Annotated in this window: 22 protein-coding genes and 3 pseudogenes; 8 read left to right on the top strand and 17 right to left on the bottom strand. The window is 71.7% G+C overall.

Going from position 1 to position 26,816, the window contains the following annotated elements; translation table 11 throughout:
• The 9 genes and pseudogenes from JM949_RS15835 to JM949_RS15795 all read right to left on the bottom strand — a co-directional run.
• Positions 1-1,024 (bottom strand): glycosyltransferase (locus JM949_RS15835; protein ID WP_203149234.1); only part of this gene is annotated, 1,024 nt, incomplete at its 3' end.
• Positions 1,021-2,162, bottom strand: a pseudogene (locus tag JM949_RS15830) (glycosyltransferase family 4 protein). The gene JM949_RS15835 and the pseudogene JM949_RS15830, both read right to left, overlap by 4 nt.
• Before the next feature lie 112 nt (positions 2,163-2,274).
• A complete protein-coding gene (locus JM949_RS15825) occupies positions 2,275-3,018 on the bottom strand; it encodes an MBL fold metallo-hydrolase (protein WP_203149232.1) in 744 nt (247 codons plus the stop codon).
• Between the two features lie 221 nt (positions 3,019-3,239).
• Positions 3,240-4,205, bottom strand: a complete 966-nt coding sequence (locus tag JM949_RS15820) for a PLP-dependent cysteine synthase family protein (RefSeq protein ID WP_203149231.1) — start codon at positions 4,203-4,205, stop codon at positions 3,240-3,242.
• Positions 4,206-4,216: 11 nt separating this feature from the next.
• A pseudogene (locus JM949_RS15815) lies at positions 4,217-4,608 on the bottom strand (MoaD/ThiS family protein).
• Between the two features lie 65 nt (positions 4,609-4,673).
• Entirely contained in the window at positions 4,674-5,162 is a 489-nt protein-coding gene (locus JM949_RS15810; protein WP_203149230.1) for a Mov34/MPN/PAD-1 family protein, read from the bottom strand.
• Positions 5,163-5,214: 52 nt separating this feature from the next.
• Positions 5,215-5,715, bottom strand: coding sequence for a DUF2017 domain-containing protein (locus JM949_RS15805; RefSeq protein WP_203149229.1), 501 nt, complete (start codon positions 5,713-5,715; stop codon positions 5,215-5,217).
• Complete coding sequence (gene clpS / locus JM949_RS15800; RefSeq protein ID WP_088946433.1) at positions 5,712-6,002, bottom strand: ATP-dependent Clp protease adapter ClpS; 291 nt, start codon at positions 6,000-6,002, stop codon at positions 5,712-5,714. Before clpS ends, JM949_RS15805 begins: the two co-directional genes overlap by 4 nt.
• 148 nt (positions 6,003-6,150) lie before the next feature.
• Positions 6,151-7,701, bottom strand: a complete 1,551-nt coding sequence (locus JM949_RS15795; protein WP_203149228.1) for a P-loop NTPase family protein — start codon at positions 7,699-7,701, stop codon at positions 6,151-6,153.
• 194 nt (positions 7,702-7,895) lie between these two features.
• Between JM949_RS15795 and JM949_RS15790 the strand changes: the two genes are divergently transcribed.
• Genes JM949_RS15790 through JM949_RS15775 form a run of 4 tightly spaced genes read left to right on the top strand, consistent with a single transcriptional unit; the run spans position 7,896 to position 13,779 of the window.
• On the top strand, positions 7,896-10,574 hold the full coding sequence (locus JM949_RS15790) for a LuxR C-terminal-related transcriptional regulator (protein ID WP_203149227.1): 2,679 nt from the start codon (positions 7,896-7,898) through the stop codon (positions 10,572-10,574).
• Between the two features lie 16 nt (positions 10,575-10,590).
• Positions 10,591-11,877: a nicotinate phosphoribosyltransferase gene (locus JM949_RS15785; protein WP_203149226.1), complete on the top strand. Its 1,287-nt coding sequence runs from the start codon at positions 10,591-10,593 to the stop codon at positions 11,875-11,877.
• 35 nt (positions 11,878-11,912) lie between these two features.
• The gene (locus JM949_RS15780; RefSeq protein ID WP_203149225.1) at positions 11,913-12,494 is read left to right on the top strand and encodes an isochorismatase family protein; all 582 of its coding nucleotides are present in this window, start codon (positions 11,913-11,915) and stop codon (positions 12,492-12,494) included.
• Positions 12,495-12,534: 40 nt separating this feature from the next.
• Positions 12,535-13,779: an MFS transporter gene (locus tag JM949_RS15775; protein ID WP_203149224.1), complete on the top strand. Its 1,245-nt coding sequence runs from the start codon at positions 12,535-12,537 to the stop codon at positions 13,777-13,779.
• A gap of 512 nt (positions 13,780-14,291) precedes the next feature.
• Here JM949_RS15775 and ctaD read toward each other — a convergent pair.
• Both ctaD and JM949_RS15765 read right to left on the bottom strand, forming a co-directional pair.
• The gene (gene ctaD, locus JM949_RS15770) at positions 14,292-16,049 is read right to left on the bottom strand and encodes an aa3-type cytochrome oxidase subunit I (protein WP_203149223.1); all 1,758 of its coding nucleotides are present in this window, start codon (positions 16,047-16,049) and stop codon (positions 14,292-14,294) included.
• Between the two features lie 130 nt (positions 16,050-16,179).
• Entirely contained in the window at positions 16,180-17,286 is a 1,107-nt protein-coding gene (locus JM949_RS15765) for an FAD-dependent monooxygenase (protein WP_203149222.1), read from the bottom strand.
• A gap of 223 nt (positions 17,287-17,509) precedes the next feature.
• Here JM949_RS15765 and JM949_RS15760 point away from each other — a divergent pair, with 223 nt between their 5' ends.
• Together JM949_RS15760 and JM949_RS15755 are read left to right on the top strand one after the other, a co-directional pair.
• A complete protein-coding gene (locus JM949_RS15760) occupies positions 17,510-18,631 on the top strand; it encodes a GH12 family glycosyl hydrolase domain-containing protein (protein ID WP_203149221.1) in 1,122 nt (373 codons plus the stop codon).
• A 171-nt stretch (positions 18,632-18,802) separates the two neighbouring features.
• Positions 18,803-20,368: a SulP family inorganic anion transporter gene (locus JM949_RS15755; protein ID WP_203149220.1), complete on the top strand. Its 1,566-nt coding sequence runs from the start codon at positions 18,803-18,805 to the stop codon at positions 20,366-20,368.
• Between the two features lie 73 nt (positions 20,369-20,441).
• Here the strand turns inward: JM949_RS15755 and JM949_RS15750 are convergent, their stop codons facing one another.
• The 3 genes from JM949_RS15750 to JM949_RS15740 all read right to left on the bottom strand — a co-directional run bounded on the left by JM949_RS15750 (position 20,442) and on the right by JM949_RS15740 (position 22,475).
• On the bottom strand, positions 20,442-21,407 hold the full coding sequence (locus tag JM949_RS15750; protein ID WP_203149219.1) for a golvesin C-terminal-like domain-containing protein: 966 nt from the start codon (positions 21,405-21,407) through the stop codon (positions 20,442-20,444).
• On the bottom strand, positions 21,407-21,559 hold the full coding sequence (locus JM949_RS15745) for a hypothetical protein (RefSeq protein ID WP_203149218.1): 153 nt from the start codon (positions 21,557-21,559) through the stop codon (positions 21,407-21,409). The genes JM949_RS15750 and JM949_RS15745 overlap by 1 nt, the downstream gene beginning before the upstream one ends.
• A gap of 127 nt (positions 21,560-21,686) precedes the next feature.
• The gene (locus JM949_RS15740) at positions 21,687-22,475 is read right to left on the bottom strand and encodes an aldo/keto reductase (RefSeq protein WP_203149217.1); all 789 of its coding nucleotides are present in this window, start codon (positions 22,473-22,475) and stop codon (positions 21,687-21,689) included.
• A gap of 94 nt (positions 22,476-22,569) precedes the next feature.
• Here JM949_RS15740 and JM949_RS15735 point away from each other — a divergent pair.
• Both JM949_RS15735 and JM949_RS15730 read left to right on the top strand, forming a co-directional pair.
• A pseudogene (locus JM949_RS15735) lies at positions 22,570-22,830 on the top strand (DNA polymerase ligase N-terminal domain-containing protein); the annotation flags it as partial.
• Positions 22,831-22,849: 19 nt separating this feature from the next.
• Positions 22,850-24,271: a recombinase family protein gene (locus JM949_RS15730; RefSeq protein ID WP_203149216.1), complete on the top strand. Its 1,422-nt coding sequence runs from the start codon at positions 22,850-22,852 to the stop codon at positions 24,269-24,271.
• Here JM949_RS15730 and JM949_RS15725 read toward each other — a convergent pair.
• The 3 genes from JM949_RS15725 to JM949_RS15715 all read right to left on the bottom strand — a co-directional run.
• Positions 24,268-24,765, bottom strand: a complete 498-nt coding sequence (locus tag JM949_RS15725) for a hypothetical protein (RefSeq protein ID WP_203149215.1) — start codon at positions 24,763-24,765, stop codon at positions 24,268-24,270. The genes JM949_RS15730 and JM949_RS15725 overlap by 4 nt on opposite strands.
• Positions 24,766-24,974: 209 nt before the next feature.
• Positions 24,975-26,021, bottom strand: coding sequence for a hypothetical protein (locus JM949_RS15720; protein WP_203149214.1), 1,047 nt, complete (start codon positions 26,019-26,021; stop codon positions 24,975-24,977).
• A gap of 327 nt (positions 26,022-26,348) precedes the next feature.
• The coding region (locus JM949_RS15715; RefSeq protein WP_238433244.1) for an NUDIX hydrolase at positions 26,349-26,816 on the bottom strand (468 nt) is incomplete at its 5' end.

Raw genomic sequence — 26,816 nt, 5'->3', positions numbered from 1 at the left:
CCGCCAGGCGGGTCACCGCCGCCGCCATCGCCACCCCCGAGCCGTCCGCGGCAAGCCCGGCCGCACCGATTACCTCCGGTAGCGCGCTGGCCGTGTTGACCACCACTGGTGTGCCACAGGCCAGCGCCTCCAGCCCGGCGAGGCCGAAGGTCTCCACCGGACCGGGCGCCAGCACCACGTCCGCGCTGGCCAGCAAGCCGGCCACCGCGGTGCGGTCCGGCAGGAAGCCGGTGAAGGTAATCGGCAGCCCCGCCGCCCGCCGCGCCAGCGCACCGCGCAGCGGGCCGTCGCCGGCCATCACCAGCACCGCCGGCACACCCTTGCGACGCAGCTCGACGAGGGTCTGCACGGCCAGCTCCGGCCGCTTCTCCGGGGACAGCCGGGCGCAGTGCACCAGCAACAACTCATCGGGGCGGGCGTACCGCTCGCGCACCCGCTGGTCGGCCCGCTCCGGGGCGAAGGTGTCCAGGTCCACGCCGAGCGGCACCAGGTCCACGTTGCCGGCGCCGATCCGGTCGAACTCCTCGGCGGCCCACCGGGTCGTGCAGACGATCCGGTCGTACGCCTGGCTGGTCGCCCGGTTGAGCCGGTCGGCGACCGGCCGGCGCAGGCGGTGCGGCACACCCCACTGGCCGAGCAGCCCGGTCAGCGACTCGTGCGACACCATCACCGACGGCACCCCGTGCGTCCGCGCCCACCGGCCGGTCCAGCGCAGCGACGACCGGTCGGAGACCTCCAGTCGATCCGGCGCCAGGTCGGCCAGCAGCCGGGCCAACCGGCGTCGGCCGGCCAGCAGCCGATAGCCGCCGCTGCCCGGCAGCCGCGGCCCGGGCACTGTGACCAGCCGCCCCCACGGGTACGTCTCGTCGGCGTCCTCCCGGCCGGGGATCACCAGCACCGGATCGTGGCCGGCCGCCCGGTAGCCCGCCCCGAGGTGCCGCAGGGCGGTGCGCAGGCCACCGGAGCGGGCTGTCACGAAATTGGCGAGCCGCACGATCCGCAGCCCGCCGGCGGTTCCGGTCACGATGCCGCCGGCAGGCCGGCGGTGGCGGCCACGGCGCGTACCGCGTGGTAGTGCCCGATCAGCTCGTCGCCGACGCCGCCCAGCTACGGCGGCTGACCGCGACCCGGGCGGCCAACCCGTAGGCCCGCCGTCGGTCGGCGTCGCCGGCCAGGTCGGCCACGGCGGCGGCGAGCGCGTCGCCGTCGTTCGGTGCGACCAGCAGCCCGGTCACCCCCTCGTCGACCAGGTCGACCGGGCCGCCGCTGGCCGGTGCCACCACCGGCACCCCGGAGGCCAGCGCCTCCTGGATGGTCTGGCCGAAGGTCTCGTGCGGCCCGGTGTGCACGAACAGGTCCAGGCTGGCGTAGAGCCGCGCCAGCTCCGCACCCTGCTGCACGCCCAGGAAGCTCACGCCGGGCAACTCCCGGGCCAGCTGGCGACGGTTCGGGCCGTCACCGGCCACCACCACCCGCACCCCGGGCAGCCGGGACGTCGCGGCCAGCAACTCCACCCGCTTCTCCGGGGCGAGCCGGCCCACGTAGCCGACCAGCAGCTCGCCGCCGGGTGCCAGCCGCTCCCGTAGGGCCGCGCAACGCCTGGCCGGATCGAAGCGAACGGCGTCCACGCCCCGGCGCCACAACCAGATCCGCTGCACCCCGTTGGCGATCAGGTCGGCGGCGGCCCGGGTGGACGGGGCGAGGGTGCGGTGCGCCGAATTGTGGATCTCGCGGATCCGGCGCCACGCCGCCGCCTCGCCCCAACTCACCCGGTACGCCCGGGCGTACGCCGCCACATCGGTCTGGTACACCGCCACCGTGGGCAGCCGGTGCCGGCTGGCCACCGTGGCCGCCCGCGCGCCCAGGACGAACGGACTGGCCAGGTGGACCACGTCCGGCTCCGCCGAGAGCAGCGCCCCGGTCAGTCGGGCGTTTGTCGGCACGCCCAGCCGGAAGCCCTGGTAGCGGGGCAGCGGCACGCTCGGAATGCGCACCACCGGGTACGGCAGGCGGTCGATGCCCTGCCGGCCACCGGGCGGGGCGGGCGCGATGACCACCGGCTCATGGCCCCGGTCGAGCAGGTGCTCCGCTGTCCGCACCACGGAGTGCGCGACGCCGTTGACGTCCGGTGGGAACGACTCGGTCACGATGGCGATCCGCATGCCCACACCGTGCGGGTGCCACTGGTGCGTCAGACGACCGTCCGCTGACCGGCCGGCGAACAGTACCTGGCAACACCGCGCCCCCGGTCGCGCGAAACCGGGACGCGCCGGGTCAGATGTCGTAGCTGGCGCCGGGCCGGACCACGTCGATGGGTCCGGTGTAGGCGGCGGCGGCGGACTCCAGCGTGTGTGCCTCGCTGCCCCAGGCCGCCACCAGGTGGGTGAGCAGCAGCCGACCCACCCCGGCCTTGGTCGCCGTCTCGCCGGCCTCCCGGCCGGTCAGGTGCAGATCCGGCGGATTGTCCACCCCGTCGAGGTAGCTGGCCTCGCAGAGGAAGACGTCGGCGTTCTGGGCCAGCCGCAGCAGGGCGTCGCAGGTCGCCGTGTCCGACGAGTAGCACAGCGACCGGCCGCCGTGCTCCAACCGCACCCCGTACGTCTCGACGGGGTGGTTGACCCGGTCGACGGTGACAGTGAACGGGCCGATCGGGAAGGTGCCCGGTTGGAGGGCGTAGAACTGGTAGACGTCCTCCACGGTGCCGTCGTCGCCGTAGGCGGCGCTGAGCCGGTCCGGCGCGCCGGAGGGCGCGTACACCGGCAGGGCCGGGTAGGGACCGTCCGGGGCGTACCGGCGGACCACCACGTACGTCACGGCGTCGAGGATGTGGTCGCAGTGCAGATGGGTCAGCACGATCGCGTCCGGGGCGTGCAGGCCCGCGTAGCGCTGGAGGCTGGACAACGACCCCGAGCCGAAGTCGACCAGGAGCCGGAAACCGTCGGCCTCGACGAGGTAGGCCGAGCACGGTGACTCGGGGCCGGGGAAGCTGCCGGCGCAGCCGAGGACGGTCAGTCGCATCGAGTCGTCTCGCTGTTACTGTCAGTAGCATCCGTGTCGGCCGTTGCCCCAGCCATGATCTCCACCGACGCGTAGGTCACACGGCGCAGCCTACGCTGGGTACCGGGCGGCAAGAATCATCCAGCGGAAGTTGTCACGAACGTGACACACACTCGCGGTAGGCCGGCGGACCGCGGGCCGTCGACGTGCGTCGACGGCCCGTGGTCGAGAGATCGGGCCGGTCAGGCCCAGAGCTGCCCCTCCAGGGCATCCTCCGCTTCGGCGAGCGTGCCGCCGTACGCGCCGGTGGAGAGATACTTCCATCCGCCGTCACACACCACGAAGGCCACGTCGGCCCGCCGGCCGTCGCGAACCGCCTCATGGGCCACCGCGAGCGCGGCGTGCAGGATGGCACCGGTGGAGAAGCCGGCGAAGATGCCCTCCACCTCCACGAGTTGGCGGGTACGCAGCACCGCGTCCCGGGTGCCGACCGAGAAGCGCCGGGAGAGCACCGAGGCGTCGTAGAGCTCGGGAACGTACCCCTCGTCGATGTTGCGCAGGCCGTAGACCAGCTCGCCGTAGCGCGGCTCGGCGGCCACCACCTGAATGCCCTCGACCTTTTCCCGCAGGTAACGACCGGTGCCCATCAGCGTGCCGGTGGTGCCCAGCCCGGCCACGAAGTGGGTGATGCCGGGCAGGTCGTGCAGCAGCTCCGGCCCGGTCGTCTCGTAGTGCGCCCGCGCGTTGGCCTCGTTGCCGTACTGGTAGAGCATCACCCAGTCGGGGTGCTCGACGGAGATCTGCTTGGCGGTGGCGACCGCCTGGTTGGAGCCGCCCGCCGCCGGCGAGAAGATGATTTCCGCCCCGTACATCCGGAGCAACTGGACCCGCTCGGTGGAGACGTTCTCGGGCATCACGCACACCAACCGGTAGCCGCGCAGCTTGGCCACCATCGCCAGCGAGATGCCGGTGTTGCCACTGGTCGGTTCGAGGATGGTGTCACCCGCGCGGAGACGACCAGCCTCCTCCGCCGCACGGACCATGAACAGCGCCGCCCGGTCCTTGATGCTGCCGGTGGGGTTGCGGTCCTCCAGCTTGGCCCAGAGCCGCACCGGAGGGGCCCCGTCGGGCACCGTCGGAGAGAGTCGGGGCAGACCGACCAGCGGCGTGCCCCCGCAGGCGTCCAGCAGGCTGTCGTACCGCGCCATGGCGGCCGGCCTCAGCGAGCCGCGACGGTACGACGCGAACCGGTCGCCGCTGCCGCGGCGCCGTGCGAACCGGTCGCCGTTGCCGCGGCGCCGTGCGAGCTGATCGCCGCTGCCGCAGCGAAGCCGAACGCGCGCCGGCCACGGCGGGCAGGATCGTGACGCTGTCGCCGTCGGAGAGCTTGGCGTCCAGCGCGCCGAGGAAGCGGACGTCCTCGTCGTTGACGTAGACGTTGACGAAGCGGTGCAGGGTGCCGGTCTCGGTGATCAGCCGGCCGCGCAGGCCGCCGTGCCGGGAATCCAGGTCGGTGAGCAGGTCGGCGAGCGTGTCGCCGGTGCCCTCGACGACCTTGGCGCCGCCGGTGTAGCTGCGCAGGATGGTGGGGATGCGAACCTCGATGGCCATGGTGTCGAACTCCTCGTTCGGGTGTGCCTACGGTGACGGGACGAGACGGGTACGGCGCTGACGGGTCAGCGGTCGGAACACTCGTAGTCGACCGTCGCCGGGCTCTGCCCGAACATGTAGGACTGGACGGCGTGCGGGTCCACACCGGCCTCCACGACCCGGACCGGCTCCTCGGTGACCACACCGTCGACGATCCGGAACGACCGGATCTCCTCCGAGTCGGGCTCACGCGTCGAGACGAGCAGGTAGTGCGCGCCCGGCTCACCGGCGAAGGAGACATCGGTCCGCGACGGGTACGCCTCGGTGGCGGTGTGCGAGTGGTAGATGACGATGGGCTCCTCGTCCCGGTCGTCCATCTCCCGCCACACCCGCAGGTGCTCCATCGAGTCGAACTCGTAGAAGGTCATCGACCGGGCGGCATTGTCCATCGGGATGTGCCGGGTCGGGGTGTCGCTGCCGACGGGACCGGCGACCACGCCGCACGCCTCGTCCGGGTGGTCCCGGCGCGCGTGGGCGACGATCGCGTCGATGATCGACCGGTCGATGCTCAACACGTGCACCAGCCTAACGCCTGCCGAGCACAGGTCGAAGTGGTGCGGGTCACGCCTAGTCGATCAAGGCGTTGAGCAGCGACTCTTGTAAATATCCGAGATAGGCGTAGACCGAAAGCTGGAACACCCGGCTCGACCCGGGGTCGTCAGCGACCGCGTCGTCCAGCTCCTCACCCAGATCCGTGCCGTCTTTGATCTCCAGTCGGACGCCCATCGCGAGCCGGGCGTCGTTCAGTGCCCGCAGCCACGCCTCGGCCGCCTCGGCGTCCAGCCGCACCTCACCGCCGGCGTCGTCCGGCAACGCGGCCAGGATCGCCCCCGCCTGATCGATCTTCGCGGTCTTCAGGTCGCCCTCGGTGTAGCGGCGGAACTCGGCGGTCCCGGGGGCGTCCTGTGGATAGACCGCCGGAAAGAGCCGACCGACCACCGGGTCGGTGTGGTCGAACCCATCGGTGAGCAGACCCACCACCTCGGAGGCGACCTTGCGCAGCACCCGCACCTCGTCGACGGCGAAGGTGGCGACGTAACGACCGGCCTGGCGACGGAACATGCTCATGACCTGTCCACCGTCGCCCACAGCCCGTACGCGTGCAGCTGCGACGCGTCGTGCTCCATCCGCTCCCGGGCACCGGTGGAGACCACGGCGCGGCCCTTGTGGTGCACGTCCAGCATCAGCTGCTCGGCCCTCTCCCGGCTGTAGCCGAAGAGCTTCTGGAAGACCCAGGTCACGTACGTCATCAAGTTGACCGGGTCGTCCCACACGATCGTCACCCATTGCCGGTCGGACGCCGGCACCTCGTCAGTGTCCGGCGTCTCGACCGGTGCAACCTGCGGAGCCGCCATGCCCCCCATCGTGCCACCGGTTTCCCGGAACCGAGGAACCGGAACGCCGGACCGGCGCGGATCGCCAACACCGGGCACCCCTGACCCGCCCCGGACACCATCGGACGCCCGCTCCGGGCCGGACCGGGACCCACCGATGGCGCCGCCGTCAGGCGAGCAGGATGCCGTGATCAACTGCATCGGAGAGCACCGCGCCCAGCGAGAGGCGGATCACCTCGAACCGTCGGGAGATCTCCCTGGACAACCCCAGCTCGACCTCACGCACCGCCCGCTGGGACCAGGCCCGCGCCGCGCTGTGGTCGTCGGTGCCGGGCATCCGCCACTGCTGCCAGCAGCCGCCGGAGAGCGCCACCGCGACCGGCGGTAGCACCTCGTCGTGGGACGCCGACGGATAGCTGGCGGCGGCGTCGATCGCCGCCGGGCCGGTCAACTCGGCCACCCCGGCCGTGCTGGTGATCAACAGCACCTTGTCCAACTCGTGGCCCGGCCGGTGGTCGGCCAGGCCGTACCGCACGGCGGTGGCGATCCGGCGACGCACGCCCTCGGTCGGCGGCGCGCCGAGCACCCGGGACGCCACGTCGACGACGATGCCCCGCACCGCCTGGTCGCACTGTGCGGTGGCCAACAACGACAACGCCGCCATCTCCCGGTCCAGGAGGTCCGGCAGGCCCGCGCAGCCGACGCCGAACACGATCTCCTGGACCGCCCGCAGGTGGATGTTGGCCAGTTCCAGGGCGAGGTGCTGGCGGATCCGCTGCGCGCACGAGCGGGTGTGCCGGTCGAGCCGCTCGGACCAGTCGCCCGGGTCGGTGGCCACGGCGACCCGGCCGTGCTGGCCGGGCAGCACCGGTGGAGCGACACTGGCCCGCCGCAACCCCTCCCGCGACGACCAGCCCACCAGGGCCCGCCGCAGGTCGGCGGCGGAGTCGGCGTCGTCAACCGGAAACCATCGGGCGCCGGCCAGCGCCGGCACCGCGGCCAGCAACGCCGCCCGGTGAGCCGCCACGGTCACCGCGACCGCGTCCACCTCGGCGGTCGTACCCTCGACCGGCGGGACGGACGCCCCCGCGTCCTCCGTCGTCGCCGCGCCGTCGGCCAGCGGAGCCCAACCCGCCGTGCCAGGGGTGACCGTGAAGACCACCTCGACCGAGGTCGGGGCGACTTCGGCGAGCAGGTTCAGCTCGGCGGCGGTGAACGCCTGGTCGGCGGCGATCACGAAGAGCAGCGCACCGGCTCGACCCGCCGCCTCCAGCAGCAGCCGGGTGCCGGCCACGCCGAGGGTGGCCGTGTCCGGGACGTCGATCAGGGTGAAGTGCCGCAGCAGTGGCTCGGGCACGCTCAGCTCGACCCGCCGGGGTGGACGGGCCAACGCCGGGCCGGCGGCGTCCCGGTCCGCGCCGTAGGAGTGCGGCTGGCGGTAACCCGGCACGAACGCCGCCCGGGTGGGCACCTTGGCGTCCCGCACCACCAACCAACTGCCCGCCGGCACGGTGAGCATGACCGGGTCGAGCCCGAGCAGGGTGGCGAGCACGGCGCGCCGCTCGGCACCGGCGGGGCCGACGGCGACCACACCGAGGGGCTCCTCCGGTGCGGCGCCCGGCACGCCGACCCGGGTGGGCAGCGGGCCGCAACTGGGCAGATCGGTTGAGCCGGCCATGTCGTCCGAAGAGTCGACCGAGGGGAGAGGGCCCTGCTTCATCAGGTGGCCTCCCGTTGCAGGTGACCGGTCAACCGGTCGCGGAAATTCCGGTGCACAACCCGGATGTCGGAAGAATACGGGCGGGCCGTCGACCGGGCGGAACACCTCGAATACTCAGCGGTAATTGTGCGACTACTCAACTTCGTACGGTGACGGTACGGGCGCGGACGGAATCCGATCGATATGCTGCGCGAATGAGTCGATGGGAGTTCGTCGGCCGGACGGATGAGCTGAACCGCCTGCTGGCGGCGGTGACCGGCGAAGTCGGCCGGGGGCTCTTCTTCAGCGGCAGCGCTGGCATCGGCAAGAGCCGGCTGCTGCGCGAGGGCGTGGCCGCGCTGCCCACCGACCGGTTCGCGATCTGGTCCATCGCGGCCAGCGCCACCACCGCCGCGCTGCCCTTCGGTGGGCTGGTGCAGGTCCTCCCCGCCGAGCAGCCGCAGGGCCTCTCCCCCGCCGGCGTGCTGCGCTGGGCGCTCAACGTGTTGCAACAGCAGGCGGCCGGGCGACGGATCGTGCTCGCGATCGACGACGCCCACCTGCTCGATCCGCCCTCGGCGGCGCTGGTGCACCTGGTCGCCCGGGCGGAGAACGCCACGGTGGTCGGCACCCTGCGCGACGGCGAGCAGATCCCGCTGCCGATCCGCGCACTGTGGACCGACGACCTGGTCGAGCACGTCGAGCTGACCCCGATGCGACAGGAGGAGACAACCAACCTGCTGGCGGCCATCCTGGGCGGCCCGGTCGACGCCGGCTCCGCCGACCGGCTCGGTCGGCTCTCGGCCGGCAATCCGCTGCTGCTGCGCGAGCTGGTGCACGCCGCCAGCGGCAGCGCGGAGTTGAAGCGCACCTACGGGATCTGGAAGTGGACCGGGCGGCTGGAGCTGGCACCCAACCTGACCGACCTCATCGACACCCGGGTCGGAAAGCTCACCGACGGCGTCCGCGCGGTCGTCGAGCTGGTCGCGTTCGGCGAACCACTCGGCCTGCACCTGCTCAGACAGGCCGCCGACCAGTCGGACGTGGAGACCGCCGAGGAACGCGGGCTGATCACCGTGGTCCAGCACGACCGGCGCACAAACGTCCGGCTGGCCCACCCGCTCTACGGCGAGGTGATGCGCCGCCGCTGCCCGGTCAGCCGCACCCGTCGACTACAGGCGCACCTCGCCGAGCTGCTGGAGCAGGTCGGCAAGCGACGGCGCGACGACCTGCTGCGGGTGGCGGTCTGGCGGCTCGACTCGGGCACCGCACAGAACGCGGCCCTGCTGCTCGATGCCGCGGTGCAGGCCTTCACCCGCTATGACGTGCCGTTGGCGACCCGGCTGGCTCGCGCCGCGTTGAACGCCGACGGCGGCTCGGACGCGGCGGAGCTGCTGGCCACCATCCTGATGTTCGCCGACCGGCCCGAGGAGGCGATCGAGGTCCTCGACGCGGTGCCTCCCGCCGCCGGCGACGAGCGGCGGCTCTGCCGCTGGCTGACGGTCCGCGCGATGGTCAGCTACTGGGGGCTGAGCCGGCAGTCCACGGTGGAGGAGATAGCGGGCAGCGTCGAGCAGCTCACCGACTCGGCGGACCGGTCCCGCGTGCACGCCTTCGAGGCGATCATGCGCCTGCACCGGCTGGACACCGCCACCGCCGTGCGACTCAGCCAACAGGTGCTGGACCGGCCGGCGGCCGGCGTCGCCGCCCGCGAACTGGCCCGATCCACCATCGCGTACGTCCAGGCCGCGCAGGGCGAGCTGAGCCGCAGCGGTACGGCGATCGCCCAGGTGCACTCCGCCGCGGCCAACTGGCGCACCGACATGCCGTACCTCCAGCTGGCCCTGGAGCTCGCCCGGGGCACCCGGCTCATGCTCACCGGCGACCTGGCCGGGATCGACGCGATCGTCGCCGACGAGTTCGCCGACCTGGCCGGCGAGGGTGACTTCCGCCTCGGCACCGGCTATCTGGCCATCCTCCAGGCGTACGCGGCCCGGATGCGCGGGCAGAGCGACGCCGCCCTGCGGACCTCCCTGGGCGCCTGCGCGGTGCTGGCGACGAGCCGGGTCTACGCCGGTCTGGCCCAGGCCGAGCGCGCCCAGTCGGCGGCGCTGCGCGGTGACGCCGCGCAGGCCGCCGCGGCGATGGCCGAGGCGGACCGCACCCACGCACCGGGCATGGCGGTGCTCTATCCGTGGCTGGAGCAGGCCCGGGCCGGCGCACTCGCCGCGTCGGGTGATGTGCCGGGCGCGGCCAAGCAGCTCAGCGAGCTGGTGGACCGACTGCGCTCGGACGGCTTCGCCGGGCACGAGGTGCACGCCCTGCACGACCTCGTCCGACTCGACCAGGCTGGCCTGCCGGTCGGGCCCACCTGCTCCGACGGTGGCCGGCGCACGGTCGCGCAGCGCCTCGCCGAGCTCTCCGAGCGGGTCGACGGTGCGCTTCCGCCGCTGCTCGCCCGGCACGCCCGCGCCGCGGCGACCGACTCCCCCACCGACCTGCTCGCGGTCGCCGACGACTACGCCGCCCTGGAGTTGACCGTGTACGCGGCCGAGGCCACCTCCCAGGCCGTCCAACGGTTGCGCCGGCAGCACTCACCGGCGGCCACCGACGCCCGGGAGCGCCTCGCCGGGTTGCTCGGGCGGTGCGAGCTGATCCGGACGCCGGCGTTGCAGGCGGGCGCGCCACAGCTCACCGAGCGGGAGTGGCAGGTGGCCCGCCTCGCCGCGCACGGTGCGTCCAGTCGGGCCATCGCCGAACGGCTCTACCTCTCGGCCCGTACCGTGGAGAACCACCTCCAGCGGATCTACACCAAACTGGGCGTGACCGGTCGGGCCGAGCTGTGGGCGGCGCTACGTTCGATCCCGGGCCACGACGGCGGCGACGCGGGCTGAACCTTAGGCTGGGGCGGTGACCATCAACCGCCCCGCGCTGCTGACCGACCACTACGAGCTGACCATGGTCAGCGCGGCACTGCGGGACGGCACCGCCGACCGCCGGTGTGTCTTCGAGGTGTTCAGCCGCAGGCTGCCCAGTGGCCGCCGGTACGGTGTGGTCGGCGGGACGGCCCGCCTGATCGAGCTGATCCGCGACTTCCGGTTCGATCCCAGCGAGGTCGATTTCCTGCTGCGCACCGGGGTGGTCGACGAGGCGGCGGCGGCCTGGCTCGCCGACTACCGCTTCACCGGCGACGTCGACGGGTACGCCGAGGGTGAGCTGTTCTTCCCCGGTTCGCCGATCCTCACCGTCTCCGGCGGCTTCGCCGAGTGCGTGGTGCTGGAGACGCTGGCGCTGTCCGTGCTCAACCACGACAGCGCGGTGGCCGCCGCGGCGGCCCGGATGGTGACCGCCGCACGCGGCCGGGCACTGATCGAGATGGGGTCGCGCCGGGCCCACGAGGAGGCGGCGGTGGCCGCGGCGCGGGCCGCGTACCTGGCCGGGTTCCGCTTCACGTCCAACCTGGCCGCCGGTGCGCGCTACGGCATCCCGACGGCGGGCACCGCCGCACACGCGTTCACCCTGCTGCACGACGACGAGCGGGCGGCGTTCGCCTCGCAGGTCGCCACGCTGGGCAAGGACACCACGCTGCTGGTCGACACCTACGACATCAGCCAGGGCATCCGTAACGCGATCGCGGTGGCCGGGCCGGAGCTGCGGGCGATCCGGATCGACTCGGGTGACCTGGCGGTGATCGCCCAGCAGTCCCGGGAACTGCTCGACTCGTTGGGCGCCACCGAGACCAAGATCATCGTTTCCGGTGACCTGGACGAGTACGCGATCGCCGCGCTGGCCGCCGAACCTGTGGACATGTACGGCGCGGGCACCGCCGTGGTCACCGGCTCCGGGGCGCCGACCGCGGGCCTGGTCTACAAACTCGTCGAGGTCGAGGGACGACCGGTGGTGAAGCGCTCCGAGCACAAGGCGACCATCGGTGGCCGGAAGGTCGCGGTCCGTCGGCACAAGCCGACCGGCACCGCCACCGAAGAGGTGATCGTGCCGCAGGGGGTCCCGGACCGACAGCCCAACGACCGGATGCTCCAGCACTCGTACGTGGTCGCCGGCGAGCCGGTGTCGCTGCCCACCCTCGACCAGTCACGGGAGCACCTGCGCGAGTGCCTGATCTCCATTCCGTGGGAGGGGTTGAAGCTGTCGGCCGGTGATCCGGCCGTGCCGGTCACCGTCGTACCCGCCGACTGAGCCCTGCCGCCGAACCGATCTCGAAGGGAACCCCGATGGCCAACGCGCTGATCATCGTGGACGTGCAGAACGACTTCTGCGAGGGCGGCTCGCTGGCCGTCCCGGGCGGGGCGGGGGTGGCCGCCGGCATCTCCGGGCTGCTCGCCGCCGAGCCGGAGCGGTGGGCGCACGTGGTAGCCACCAAGGACTACCACGTCGACCCGGGGGCGCACTTCGGCGATCCGCCGGACTTCGTGGAGTCCTGGCCCCGGCACTGCGTGGTCGGCACCACCGGTTCGGAGTTCCACCCGGAGCTGGACACCACCCGGGTCGAGGCGATTTTCCACAAGGGCGAGCACGCGGCGGCGTACTCCGGGTTCGAGGGGCACGCCGACGGCGGCGAGTGCCTGGCCGACTGGCTGCGCCGGCACGACGTGGACCGGGTCGACGTGGTCGGCATCGCCACCGACCACTGCGTCCGGGCGACCGCACTGGACGCCGCTCGGGAGGGTTTCGCCACCACCGTGCTGCTCGACCTGACCGCCGCCGTCGCTCCGGCGACCACCGACGTGGCACTGCGGGCGATGGACGGTGCGGGGGTGACCCTGCACGGCGAGCCTGTGATCAGGGCCGCATGACGGCCTAAATGGTTGGCCACCGGGCCGCCGTCGGTCGAGGATGTCGCCGGAGGTACGGACCCACGTGAACATGAAGCCTTACCGGCGCGCGCTCGCCCTGCCCGGCCTGCGGCCGCTGCTGCTGGTCGCCGTCCTCGCCCGCATCCCGCTCACCGCGACCGGGGTGACGTTGACCTTCCACGTGGTGCTCGACCTGGATCGGGGCTACGGGGCCGCCGGCCTGGTGGGTGCGGCGGTCACCGTGGGCGCGGCGATCGGCGGGCCGCTGCTCGGCCGGCTGGTGGACCGGCGTGGGCTGCGCCCGGTCCTGGTGCTCACCGGCGTCGCCGAGGCGATCTTCTGGTCCACCGCGCCGACGCTGCCGTACCCGCTGCTGCTGCCGGCCGCCTTCGTGGCCGGCTCGCTGGCCCTGCCCATCTTCTCCGTGGTCCGCCAGTCGATCGCCGCGCTGGTGCCGGAGGACCAACGCCGCCCGGCGTACGCGCTGGACTCGATGTCGGTGGAGCTGTCCTTCATGATCGGCCCGGCGTTGGCGGTGGCCCTGGTCACCGCGATCTCCGCGCAGACCACCCTGTACCTGGTCGGTGGCGGCATCGTGGCCGCCGGGATCGCGCTGTGGCTGCTGAACCCGCCGATCCGCGCCGCCGCCGAGCCCACCGGCCCGCAGCGTCGGGTGCCGCGCCGGGAGTGGCTGACGCCCCGACTGCTCGCCGTCCTGGCGCTCAGTGCCGCCGCGACGCTCGTCCTCGGCGGCACCGACGTGGCGGTGGTCGCTGTCCTACGGGCCAGCGGAGAGGTCGGCTGGACCGGCGCGGTGCTGGCCATCTGGGCGGTCGCCTCGCTGGTCGGCGGTTTCGCCTACGGCGCCGCGCACCGCTCGTTCTCCCCGCTGGCGCTGACCGCCACGCTCGCCGTGTGCACCATCCCGGTCGGGCTGGGCGGGGCACACTGGTGGCTGCTGGGCCTGGCGTTGATCCCGGCCGGCATGCTCTGCGCGCCGACCATCGCGGCCGGCTCGGACGCGGTCAGCCGCCTGGTCCCGGCCGAGGTACGCGGTGAGGCGATGGGCCTGCACGGCTCCGCCGTCACCGTCGGCATCGCGGTCGGCGCGCCGCTCGCCGGCGCGGTGATCGACGCCAGCGCCCCGCTCTGGGGCTTCGCGGTGACCGGTGCGCTCGGCGCGCTGGTCACCCTCGTGGTGCTCCCGATCGAGCTGCGCCGCCGCCGAGCCGTTGCGGCCACCCCGCCGTCGGTCGAGGCCGATCTCACCGCCGCCACCCGCTGACACCCGCCTCCGCCGACCCTCGGCCACGCCGCCGCCCGCGCCCGGGCCCGACCAGTCCCGGGCCGACCGGTCCCCGGCGCGGTCGCGGCTCTGCCGCTGGGCCAGCAACCTCGACCGAACCCGACAGCTCCCCAGCCCGACCGGCATGTCGTCACTGAGCGGTATACCTGTGAGGCATGAATATGCCTCACAGGTATACCGCTCCAGCAGGAACATGGTCGGAAGTCGGGCCGGCGAAGCCAACCGCGCTCGCCCGGCCGGGACAGCCAGGACCGGCACGCAGACGGCACGCAGAGCCGTGGCCAGGTCGAGTCGGGCCGCGCCCCACCCGACACGGAGCGCGCGCGGTCACGAATATCTTGGGCCGGTCGGCCGATCAAGCAGCCGGCTCCAGCCCGGTTCGCCTGAGGAACAGGGGTCGGGCCCTGGGGGGATACGGGCTGGAGACGGCGGCGGGCGCCGGCTCCCGGTGGTCCAGGAGGCGGCGCCCGTCGTACTGCTGAATTCGACAGTCAGTTCCGGTCGAGGTTGCTGGCGGTGTCCTCGCGGTAGCTGGCCCCGCCGTCCGACTCGCTGGTGAGCGGCTTGGCGCCACCCTCCGGCGGGCCGGCCACGCTCTGGCCGGCGGCCAGCTCCGGGAACTTCGCGTCGAACGCCGGCCGCTCGGAGCGGATTCGCGGCATCTTGTCGAAGTTACGCAGCGGCGGCGGGCTGCTGGTCGCCCACTCCAGCGAGTTGCCGTGACCCCAGGGGTCGTTCACCTCGACCACCGGGCCGGTCTTGTACGACTTCCAGCAGTTGTAGATGAACGGCAGCGTCGAGATACCGGTGATGAACGCGCCGATCGTGGAGATCATGTTCAGCGTGGTGAAGCCGTCACCGGGCAGGTAGTCGGCGTACCGACGGGGCATGCCCTCGTTGCCGAGCCAGTGCTGCACCAGGAACGTGGTGTGGAAGCCGATCATGGTGAGCCAGAAGTGCACCTTGCCCAGGCGCTCGTCGAGCATCCGGCCGAACATCTTCGGGAACCAGAAGTAGATGCCGGCGAAGACCGCGAACACGATGGTGCCGAAGAGCACGTAGTGGAAGTGCGCCACCACGAAGTACGTGTCCGACACGTGGAAGTCGATCGGCGGGCTGGCCAGCAGCACACCGGTGAGACCGCCGAAGAGGAAGGTGACCAGGAAGCCGATCGCCCAGAGCATGGGCGTCTCGAAGCTGATCTGACCGCGCCACATGGTGCCGATCCAGTTGAAGAACTTCATACCGGTCGGCACGGCGATCAGGTAGCTCAGGAAGCTGAAGAACGGCAGCAGCACCTGACCGGTGGCGAACATGTGGTGCGCCCAGACGCTCATGGAGAGCGCGGCGATCGCGACGGTCGCGGCGACCAGACCCTTGTAGCCGAAGATCGGCTTGCGGGAGAAGACCGGAATGACCTCGCTGATGATGCCGAAGAACGGCAGCGCGACGATGTAGACCTCGGGGTGGCCGAAGAACCAGAACAGGTGCTGCCAGAGCATCGGCCCACCGGTCGCCGGGTCGTACACGTGCGCGCCGAGGATGCGGTCCGCGGCGAGCGCGAACAGCGCGGCGGCCAGCAACGGGAAGACCAGGATCACCAGCAGGCTGGTGACCAGGATGTTCCACGTGAAGATCGGCATCCGGAACATGGTCATGCCGGGCGCGCGCAGGGTCAGCACCGTGGTGATCATGTTCACGGCACCGAGGATGGTGCCCAGGCCGGAGATGGCCAGACCCATGATCCACATGTTGGCGCCGACGCCGGGCGAGTGCTCCACGCTGCTCAGCGGCGCGTACGCGAACCAGCCGAAGTCGGCGGCGCCACCCGGGGTGAGGAAACCGGCGGTCGCCATCGTGCCGCCGAACAGGTACAGCCAGTAGGCGAAGCTGTTCAGCCGGGGGAAGGAGACGTCGGGCGCGCCGATCTGGATCGGCACGATGTAGTTCGCGAAGGCGAACACGATCGGCGTCGCGAAGAACAGCAACATGATCGTGCCGTGCATCGTGAAGAGCTGGTTGTACTGCTCGGGCGAGAGGAACTGCAGCCCGGGTCGGGCCAGCTCAGCCCGCATGATCAGGGCCATCAGGCCACCGATCATGAAGAACACGAACGCGGTGATCATGTACATGATCCCGATCTGCTTCGCGTCCGTGGTTCGCAGCAGCCGCGCGATGGCCGACCCCTTGACCGGCTCCCGGACCGGCCAGGGCCGGGTCACGACCGGCTTGGGTGCGACGGTGGTCACGAGTGGCCTCCGGTTCTCGGTTGTCCCGCTCGGCACACGCTGGTTATCGGCGGGCCGTCATCCGCAAGGAGGATAGTCCCCGGCAGGTCGCAGCGCCGCGTGGGGTGGCGTGACACGATCTACCACGGGCCTACAGCGGGCCGAGCAGGAGTCGGTAGTGCTCCCCGAAGATCCGGCCGCCGCGTCCGCGCAGCAGCGGGTCGCGCAGCGCCGGCGGCACGTCCCGGGTCCGGTTGCGGTCCCTGGTCCGGTCCCGCACCCAGCGGGTACGCGGACGACGACGACTCTCGTACGCGACGAGCGCCGCCTCCACGCTGTTGGCGGCGCGCAGCGACTCGGCCAGCACCACGGCGTCCTCCAGCGCCATCGCCGCGCCCTGGGAGAGCGTCGGCGCGGTGGCGTGCGCGGCGTCACCGACCAGCAGGACCCGCCCCCGGTACCAGCGACCCAACTCCACCTCGTCGGTGAGCCCGACGTGCACCTCGTCGAGCGCCGCCAGCACCTCGGGCACGGGCCCCCGGTAGTCGGCGAAGAGCTCCCGCAGCCGGGCCAGCGGGTCGGCGGGCTCCTCGGTGCCGGCCTCGTCGGCGTAGAGGTGCAGCCGCCCGGCACCGATCGGCACCATCAGGAACCCGGAGCGCTGGCCGAGGAGGGCGGTCCACTCGGTGACCGGCGGGGCGTCCCGTAGGACGGCCCGGTAGACCACCTGGCCGACCGGGCGGGGCGGCCCGCCGAGAGCGGCCAACGCGCGGACCGAGGAGCGCGGCCCGTCGGCGCCGATGACCAGGTCGTACTCGGTGGTGGTGCCGTCGGTGAAGGTGACGCCGACCGCGCCGGGGAGCAGGTCCAGGGCGCGGACCTCGGCGCCGTGCCGGACGGCGCCGCCGGCACCGGTGAGCAGCACCCGGTGCAGGTCGGCCCGGGGTAGCGCCCGGCACTCGCCGACGCCGGCCCAGAGGGTGTCGAGGTCGACCTCACAGAGCTGCACGCCGTCGGCGTCGAAGAACCGCTGCCGATGGATCACCTGCCCGACCGGCCGGACCGGGTCGTGCAGGTCGAGCCGGTGCAGCGCGCGGGCGGCGTTGCCGGGCAGATAGAGGCCGGTCTCGGTGGACTCCCCCGGTGGCAGCTTGTCGGTGACGTCGGGCCGGAAGCCCGCCAGGCGCAGCGCCCGGGCCACCGCCAGGCCGGCGATGCCCGCGCCGACGACGAGGATGCGCAGGGGGGAGCCACCCATGGTGGTGTACGCCTCCGGAGGGGGAGCGGAACGCGTTGGAGGCAACACGCTACTCGGAGCGATCGGCGCACACCAGGGCCAATCGGCGCGCCCTCGACCACCAGTTCGTCGCGCACGGTTGCGGATGAGTTTCAGACATGTAAATGTGTCGTTGAGCGTGGGAGCGCTCCCGCACTGCACCCACCACAATCGGCGCCCGGCACGCGCCGAGTCAAGGAGCGTCATGAAACGTCAACTTCGGGCCCTGGCCGCCGCCGGGCTGCTCATCACCAGCACACTCGTCGCCGTGGCTCTCGGCGGCAACGCCTCCGCCGACACCCAGATCTGCGAACAGTACGGCTCGACCACTATCCAGGGCCGCTACGTGGTGCAGAACAACCGTTGGGGCACCACCGCCCAGCAGTGCATCAACGTCACCAGCACCGGCTTCGAGATCACCACGCTGAACGGCAGCAGCCCCACCAACGGCGCGCCCACCGCGTACCCCTCGGTGTTCTTCGGTTGTCACTACACCAACTGCTCCCCCGGCACGAACCTGCCGATCCAGGTGAGCCAGATCAGCAGCGCCACCAGCAGCATCTCCTACCGGTACGTCAGCGGCATCTACAACGCCTCGTACGACATCTGGCTGGACCCGTCGCCCAAGAAGGACGGGGTGAACCAGATGGAGATCATGATCTGGCTCAACCGTCAGGGTCCGATCCAGCCGATCGGCTCGGTGGTCGGCACCGCCAACCTGGCCGGTCGGACCTGGGAGGTCTGGCGGGGCAGCAACGGCTCCAACAACGTCATCTCCTACGTCGCGCCGTCCGCGATCTCCAGCCTGAACTTCAGCGTGCTGGACTTCATCAACGACACCCGCAACCGGGGCGCGATCACCAACTCGTGGTACCTGACCAGCATCCAGGCCGGCTTCGAGCCGTGGCAGGGTGGTGTCGGCCTCGCGGTGACCTCGTTCTCGGCCAACGTCAACGGAGGCGGCAACCCCACCACCCCGCCGCCGACCACCCCGCCGCCGAGCGGTGGCGCGAGCTGCGCGGTGAAGTACACGGCGAACTCGTGGGGCAACGGCTTCACGGCCGACGTGCAGGTCACCAACACCGGCTCCAGCGCGATCAACGGCTGGACGCTCAACTACTCCCTGCCCGGTGGGCAGACGATCACCAGCGCGTGGAACGCCACGGTGAGCCAGAGCGGGTCCGCGGTGACCGCCCGGAACGTCGGCCACAACGGGTCGATCGCGCCCGGCGGCACGGCGACCTTCGGCTACCAGGGCACGCTGAGCGGGTCGTACTCGTCCCCGAGCAGCTTCTCGCTCAACGGGGCGAACTGCTCCCGCAGCTGAGCCGACACCACGACGGCGGGGGCGCGACCTGGACGGTCACGCCCCCGCACGTCGCTGTCGCGGGCTCGCCCAAGCGGACGGCGCAGAACTCCGCGCGGGCCACCCGGCGATATCGAGATGAAAGAATCACGCTTAACTATGCATTAATATTATCTGAGTACCTTCCGGAACATGTCGGCTTTAGCGTCATTTCGGCACGATGTCCCCTCGTCGATCGTCGTCTTCCTGATCGCCATCCCGTTGTCCCTGGGCATCGCCGCCGCCTCCGGAGCACCGCTGCTGGCCGGGCTGATCGCCGCCGTCGTGGGCGGAATAGTCGCCGGCGCGCTCAGCGGCGCGCCGCTCCAGGTCAGCGGGCCGGCGGCTGGGCTCACCGTGATCGTCGCGAGCACCATCGCCGAGTTCGGCTTCGCCGGCACCGCGGCGATCGTGACAGTCGCCGGGATGCTGCAGATCCTGCTGGGCATCACCCGCCTCGGGCGGACCGCGCTCGCACTGTCGCCGACAGTCGTACACGGGATGCTGGCCGGCATCGGCCTGGTCATCGCGCTGAGCCAGGTCCACGTCACGCTCGGCGGCGCGCCCCAGAGCTCCGCGTGGGCGAACCTCCGTGACCTACCCGGCCAGGTCGCCGACTACCACAGCGTGTCGGTGCTGCTCGGCGCGCTGACCATGGCGCTGTTGCTGGTCTGGTCACGCCTGGTCAAGACCACCATGCTGCCGGCGACCCTGGTGGCGGTGGTGGTCGCCACAGTGGTCGCGACGGCCCTCGGCGCCGACGTGGAGCGGGTGAATCTGCCCGCCAACCCCCTGAGCGCACTCACCTTCGCCCGTTGGCCCGACGCACCGCTGTGGGAAGTCCTCCCGGCAGTTCTCACCATCGCCCTGGTAGCGAGCGTGGAGTCGCTTCTCTCGGCGGTGGCCGTCGACCGGATGCACCACGGCCCACGGGCGAACCTCGATCGTGAACTCATCGCCCAGGGCGCCGCGAACGCCGCATCCGGAACGCTCGGCGGCCTCCCGGTTACCGGCGTCATCGTGCGCAGCTCGGCGAACGTCGCGGCCGGGGCACGCACCCGCGCCTCCACCATCCTGCACGGAGTCTGGATCGCCGGGTTCGTGATGGGCGGCACCGTACTGCTGGAGATGATCCCCATGGCCGCGCTCGCCGCCGTCCTCGTGGTGGTCGGCCTGCGGCTGGTGAGCCTCGCCCAGATCCGCACGTACACCCGGCACCGGGAGCTGCCGATCTACGTGGTCACGGCGGTCGGCGTGGCCGCGACGGACCTGCTCATCGGGGTCGGGCTGGGCATGGCGACGGCCGCGCTCTTCATGTTGTGGCGGTTGGCCCGGTGCGAGATCCACCTCACCGAGCCGAACTCCGGCAGTTGGCTCGTGTCGATCACCGGAACACTCGCCTTCGTCGCCTCCGGACGGCTCACCCGCCGACTCGCCACCCTGCCTCCGGGGCAGCACGTCGAACTCGAACTACACCTGGACTATCTCGACCACGGCGCCTACGAGACCATCCGCGACTGGCAGGCGGCCTACACGCGGTCCGGTGGCGACGTCCGGGTCAGCGAGGTACACGGCTCGTGGCTTCACCGTGCGGGCACCGACGGGCTCGGCACCGGCAAACGCACTGCCCGGTGCGTGACTCGGGGTCGTAGGTCCGCGGACGAGCATGAGCCGGCTCGTTACCAGTTGCCGCCGCCACGATCCACTCCGATCTCGTGAAGTCGGGGCACCCTCGCGCCCAGGACACCCCGACTTCCCGAAAGTCGACTGGAGGAACCAGGGCCAGCCGAGGTCAGACCCGGGTGAGGCGTACGGCGTCGGCGATGACCAGGCCGGTGGCGTTGCTCCACCGGCTGACCGCCACCCGGTTGGCGTCCCCGGCCGGCAGGGTGAACGTGCCGAGGACCCGCCACTGCCCGCCGGTCACCCGCTGGTCCACGTACACCGTCCGGTTGCCGGTGCTGGTCGCGATGATGTAGGGGGTGGCGCTGTTGTAGCCGCTGTTCGTCGGCCACCAGGCGTCGACCCGGTAGGTGCCGGCCGCCGGCACGTTGAACCGGTACCAGGCGGGGTCGCTGGCGGCGACCGGGTCGGCGTACCGGTAGTCGGCGCCGAAGCGCTGGCTGGAGAAGGACGACACACCCCAGCTGGCACTCGCGGTGAACCGGCTGGACGTGGTGTTGTCCACCGTGGAGGTCCACGCGGTGCCGCCGCCGGCCATCCGCGCCGCCACGTCGGCGCGCATGACGTTGAGGTCGATGAAGGACGGGTCGATCTTGCCGGTGGTGCTGGTCTCCCGGTGGCCGCGGGCATAGCTGCTGTCCCGGCCGAGGCGGGTGAGCACGGCGGCGGTGGCGGCGAGCGACGCGTCGTACTGCGCGGCGGTCATCTCCTGGTTGACGCCGTTGTAGTCGATCTCCCACCCGATCATCAGAGTGTTGCCGTCCCCGGCCGGGATCGGCCCGCTGCCCCCGCTGACCCCGGCGTGGTTGCAGCGACCGGCGGAGATGACGTGGAAGACACCGTGGTAGTCGACGAGCGCCTGGCACAGCGGCCCGGCCAGGTCGGGCCGGCCGTTGATGCAGATGCCGAGCGCCGGGTGCGGGTTGCTGGCGCTGGAGGTCGACGCGGTGTGGTGCCAGAGCACCCCGATCGGGTCGAAGGAGCCGGGCCGCATCCGGTTGAGCCAGTCGCCCTCGACGACGACCTGGACCCCGGCGCCACGCAGCACGTCCACCAGCCAGGGAATGGTCGCCATCAGCTGTCCTGGAGCAGGTCGGCGAGGCACTCGGCCTTCGGCGCGGCGCTGGCCGCAGCGGGTCGGGCGACGACGGTCAACGCCGCGACCACCAGGGCGGGGATGCCGAGCACCCCACGGCGGCGCAGACGGATGGATGGTGTTCGGGCCATGGCGGTCCTCCAGCGACGGGGGGGTACTGACGCATCGACGAACGTGATGACGGGGACGCTATACCGTCACGTACGTCGATGTCGATACCCTTCACCATTGACTCGACGACTGAAGGAATTCGCCGGTTCAGGCCCCACCGAGCGCGTCGATGTCGCGCATCTCCTCCGCCGTCAGCGAGAAGTGGAAGACGTCGAAGTTGGCGGTGATCCGCTCCGGGGTCACCGACTTCGGGATCACCACGATCTCGTGGTCGATGTGCCAGCGCAGCACCACCTGGGCCGGCGAGACGCCGTGCGCGCTGGCGATCCGGGTCAGCACCGGGTCACTGAGGTCGCTGGTCTTGAACGGGCTGTACCCCTCCAGCACCACGCCCCGGTCCCGGTGCTCGGCGTGCCGCTGCCGGTCGTACAGCGACGGGCTCCACCGGATCTGGTTGACCGCCGGGTTCTCCTCGGTCGACTGGATCAGCTCGTCGATCTCCGGCGTGCTGTAGTTGCTCACCCCGACCGCCCGGGTGAGGTTCTCGTTCCGGGCGGCGAGCAACTCGCGCCACAGCGGGATGCTGTCCCCCGGTGACGACGGCGGCCAGTGGATCAACCAGAGGTCCACGTGGTCGACGCCGAGCGCCTCCAGGCTGGCCTCCAGCGTCTGACGCTCCCGGCCCACCCGGTCCGGCGGGAGCTTGGTGGTGATGAAGACGTCCTCCCGGCGCAGCCCGCTCTCCCGCACCGCCCGGCCGACCTCCCGCTCGTTGCCGTACACAGTGGCGGTGTCGAGATGCCGGTAGCCGGTGTCCAGCGCGGCCAGCACGGCGTCGTAACCCGCCTGGCCGGTGGCCTGCCAGGTGCCGAAGCCGAGCAGGGGCATCCGCACGTCACCGGGGAGCTGGGCGGTGGGCTGGTCGGTGAGGTCCATGAGGTCCGTTCTACCCCGCCGCGCCCCCGACCGCCGAGCGAACCGGACACTCCGGCCTCCAGCGCGGTGGTCCGGTTTGCCGGAGAATGCGGGTGTGACCGACCGGCTGGAGGAGTACCGGCGACGACGGGACGCGACCCGTACGCCCGAGCCCGTGCCGGCGGACAGCCCCACGCCGGCCGGCTCCGAGGACGACGTCGCCCGCTTCGTCATCCAGCAGCACCACGCCCGTAGCCTGCACTGGGACCTGCGCCTGGAGCACCAGGGGGTGCTCGCGTCCTGGGCGGTGCCGCGCGGTCTGCCCCGCGACCCGGGTCGTAACCACCTCGCCGTGCACACCGAGGACCACCCGATGGTGCGTAGACTCCCGGGTTATGGAACTGGCGGCAATCTACGAACGCATCAGTGACGACCGCGAGGGACGAGAGCTGGGCGTCGAGCGACAGGACAAGGACAACCACGCACTGGCGCGACGTGAAGGGCTGACCGTCTTCGGCGTCTACCGAGACAACGACATCAGCGCCAGCACCAACTCCCGCAAGCCGCGCCCCGAGTACAACCGGCTGATCGCCGACGCCAAGGCTGGCAAGTTCTCGGTGATCGTGGCGTACACGGCCGGGCGGCTGACCCGCCGGCCACGCGAACACGAAGACCTGATCGACCTCGCCACCGGTTACGGCATCCGCTACCGCTACGTCCGCTCCCCCAGCTTCGACCTCAACACCGCCCAGGGCCGCGAGATCGCCCGCACGATGGCCGCACGCGACGCTGGCGAGGCCGAAGAGATTGCCGAGCGCGTCGCGGCCGAGGTGCTTGACCGGGCCGAGCGGGGTGAGTACCACGGCGGACCGCGAGGTTACGGCATTGCCTTGAACGGTCGGGACCTGGTCGAGGAAGAGGCGGTCGAGATCCGGACCTGGTACGTACACGTCCTCGCCGGCGGCTCACTCTCCGGCCTGGAGACCTCCCTCAACCGGCGAGGGGTACTGACCGCGACCGGCAAGGCGTGGCGGGCACCCGTGATCCGGAAGATTTTGCTCAACCCACGGAACGCCGGGCTGCGGATCCTCCACGGCATCGAGTACGCAGCACCGAACCCGGCCATCGTGTCCGTTGCCACGTGGCGTGCTGCGAAGCAAATCCTTGAGAACCCTGCACGGCGCATCCACCAAAGCGGTCCCGCCCGCAGGCACGTCGGGACCGGCTTGTTCATCTGCGAACGCTGCGACCCGGTCACCGTGAACGTCAACTACGACCGGAACGGGAAGCTGCTGTACCGGTGCCTGTCCTGCCACCGGACGTGGCGCGCGGACCCGATCCACCGGTGGATCAGCGACATGGTGGAGGCGATGCTCAAGCGCGAGGATGCCCGCGAGCGGCTGTTGCCCGAACCGACCAAGGGGGTTGATCTCCAGGCTCTGTGGGCCGAGTCCGCCGCTATCGAGAGCAACCTCGGCGAGTTGGCCGCAGAGTTCGCACTGTCACGCGGCGCGGTCAAGGTGGCGCTGAAGACCGGAATGGACCGCGGGCAGGCACGGCTCGACGAGATCCAGGCCGAGATCACCGCTGCCGGCCGGGTCGATGCCATCGCCGCGTTGTTGGCTGCCCGCGATCCTGTCGCGGCGTACCGGGCCATCACGGACGTGAGCCTGCACCAGGCCGTGCTGCGGTCGATGATGATCGTTCGGCTCGGTGCGCCGATCCGAGGGCGGGCCGTGTGGGACGCCACGAAGTTCATGGGTGCCTCGCAGTGGAAGCACGACCCTCGTACATGGGGCGAAATCTGGGCCGGCTAGTTGGTGCCGTCCATCCGCCTCTCGATGCCGGCGACGTAGCCCTCGGCGAACCCCTCGGCCCGGGCCTCCGCGATCGGATCGGCGGGCTCCCGCTCTGCGAGCTGCACCGGCGGTGCGGCGGCTGGCTCAGCGTGCCGGGTGAGCAGCACCGTGTCGTTCTGTGCCGCGCGGCTGGCGTAGGTACTCCCCGCCGGCTGGGCGCGGGGCTGCGGCGGACGAGGCTGCCCGGCGGCGTCGGCCAGGGCGATGACCGCGTCAGTTAGCTCCACCAGCTCGGCCTTGATGCGCCGCAGCGGCAGGGAGTCGGCGTCCGGGTCGTCGCAGGCGGCGTGTCCGTCCCACCAGGCGTCGCGACGGCACTTCTGTACCAGGTACCTGCCGGTGAGGACAGCGGTCACGCAGGCGCAGACGAGTGCGGCCAGCGAGTACGCGACCAGCCGAGGCGTGGGGATGCTGCTGTAGGCGAAGTGCCCGAAGGCCACTATGGCGGACATCCCCAACGTCGTACCGCCCGCCACGCAAGCCGCGGCGAACAGGCGCTTGGTCGGTGGTTTCGGTGCGGTGGTGCTGCTCATTTCGCGATCAACTCCGATCAAGGGTGGTGCTGGGACGGGGGTGTGATCGGAGGTCGGGTGTCGCGGATGCCCGCCTCCCGCCGGCCAGGCCGGCACGTGCCCGCTGTCGCGCTGCGGGCAGGGATTGCTCAGGCAGGTCCGGGGTCGATGTGCTCGCTGCGCCCGGCGGGGAGGTCACCGCGGGCGCGCAGCTGCTGGAGCCGGGCGAGGGCGGGCCAGGTGACGGCGGTGATCCCGTCGGCGGTCGCCTGGTCCCCGTGGTGGGTGCTGGTGCCGGTGACGGCGGCCATGGCGCCGGCGTGGGCGACGGGCCCGGCGGGACTACCCGGGCAGGGCCGGTCGCCGCGGTTGCTGATCCGGTCGGGTTCCGGCGCGTCGGGGGTGGCGGCGGCGCGGATGGCCTGGCGGATGTCGTCGAGGCTGCGGGTTTTCCCGTCGCACTCGCGGGCGGTGCGGGGTTCGCGGTGGCCCGGCGGGGCGGCGGGGTGGATGCCGTCGTCGACCGGGCGGGTGGCGACGGGTCCGATGGGCACGGGCAGGGCCACGGGCGCAGGTTCGGCCGGTTCGGTGTCCGTGGCGGGCTCGTCGGCCGACTCGGTGGCAGGCTCGGTGTCGGCGGCCGGCTGGTCGCCAGGTGCCGGTTCGGTGACGGGCGCGGTCGGCTCGACGGCTGGCACCGGCGTTGGCGTTGGGGCGCTGGCCGGCGGGGTTGGCACTGCGACGGGTGGCAGCTTCACCGGGAGGTCGACGGGCAGGTCGACGGGGGCCTTGGTGGGCGACTCGTTGTTGGCGGGCGGGGTGGCCGGCGATTCGTCGTGGCCGGGCGCCTGCTCGTCGCTGCCGTGCTGCTCGTCGGGGCCGTGGTCCGTGTCGTCGCTGCGTCCGGGCGGGGCCGCCGGCGGGTCGTTGTGCTCGGGCTCGGCGGGCGGCTCGGGCTCCTTGGTGGGTTCCGGATCAGCGTCGGGCTCGGACTCGACGGGCCCCTTGGTCGGCTCGGATGTCGGCTCCGGATCGGGCAGCGCCTCGTCGACCACCTCGACGACGCTTCCCAGCGCACCCCCCGGGCGGTGGGTTCCGTCGTCGGCGTGGGCGGTGGTGCTGAAGGCGATGGCTGCGGCGGCGCCCGCGATGGCGAGTCCTGCCCCGAGGGCGAGACGCCTCATCGTGCTGTTCACGCGTCCACCACCCCCCGGTGTGTTCGCTGTCCGGTTCCCCCCACGAGACCGGTGTTGCACTGTTCCTACCAGCAACTATTGCTGTCGGGAACTCATCTTCGGTTGGGGTTTCCAGCCGCGAGAAGGACTTATCTTCGTACATTCGTGCGGCGTTTGCATCGGGCAACTTGCAGTTTTCGAGTCCGGTCGATGATCGACTGTCCGTTGTGCCCCGACTACTCGCGGGTATCTGTGCGGCATTTGAAAACGCGAACGCTGGTTCGGGTAGGCGGTGTGATCAACGACGCCGCCCCAATCGGAGCGGCCGTCGTGGTGTGTGCCGTCGTTCTAGTTGCCCAGTTCCCGCTGAAGGTGCGCGAGCACGGGCTCGAACAGCCCGGGTAGCAGCTGCTGCGCCTCGTCGAGGCTGGCCCACTTCACCTCGGCCAGTTCTTCCTCGTCGCCGACGAACACGTCGAGCTTCCCGGTCGGGTAGCAGGCGAGGTAGACCATCGTCCGTCCGGTCTTCGGGTGGACGCGGCGGCCGATCTCCCGCTCCCCGGCCCGGACGAGCAGCCCGGTCTCTTCCTTGACCTCGCGGACGGCGGCGTCGGCGGCGGACTCCCCGGGCTCGATCTCACCGGCGATGAACGTCCAGGGCGGCTTGCCGTCGTTGCGCCGGCCGACGAGGACGCCGAGGGCGCTGGTGACGATGCTGGCGACGACGGGGCTGCGTTCGGGTGCGGTTGATGCCTCGGGCACGTGGTCCCCCCTCTGGTGGCCGGCGGGCAGCCGGCGCGCGATGAGTCGGTCGAC

This window comes from Micromonospora tarensis (genome assembly GCF_016803395.1).
GTDB lineage: Bacteria > Actinomycetota > Actinomycetes > Mycobacteriales > Micromonosporaceae > Micromonospora > Micromonospora tarensis.
This window is presented reverse-complemented; position numbering and strand designations above follow the sequence as displayed.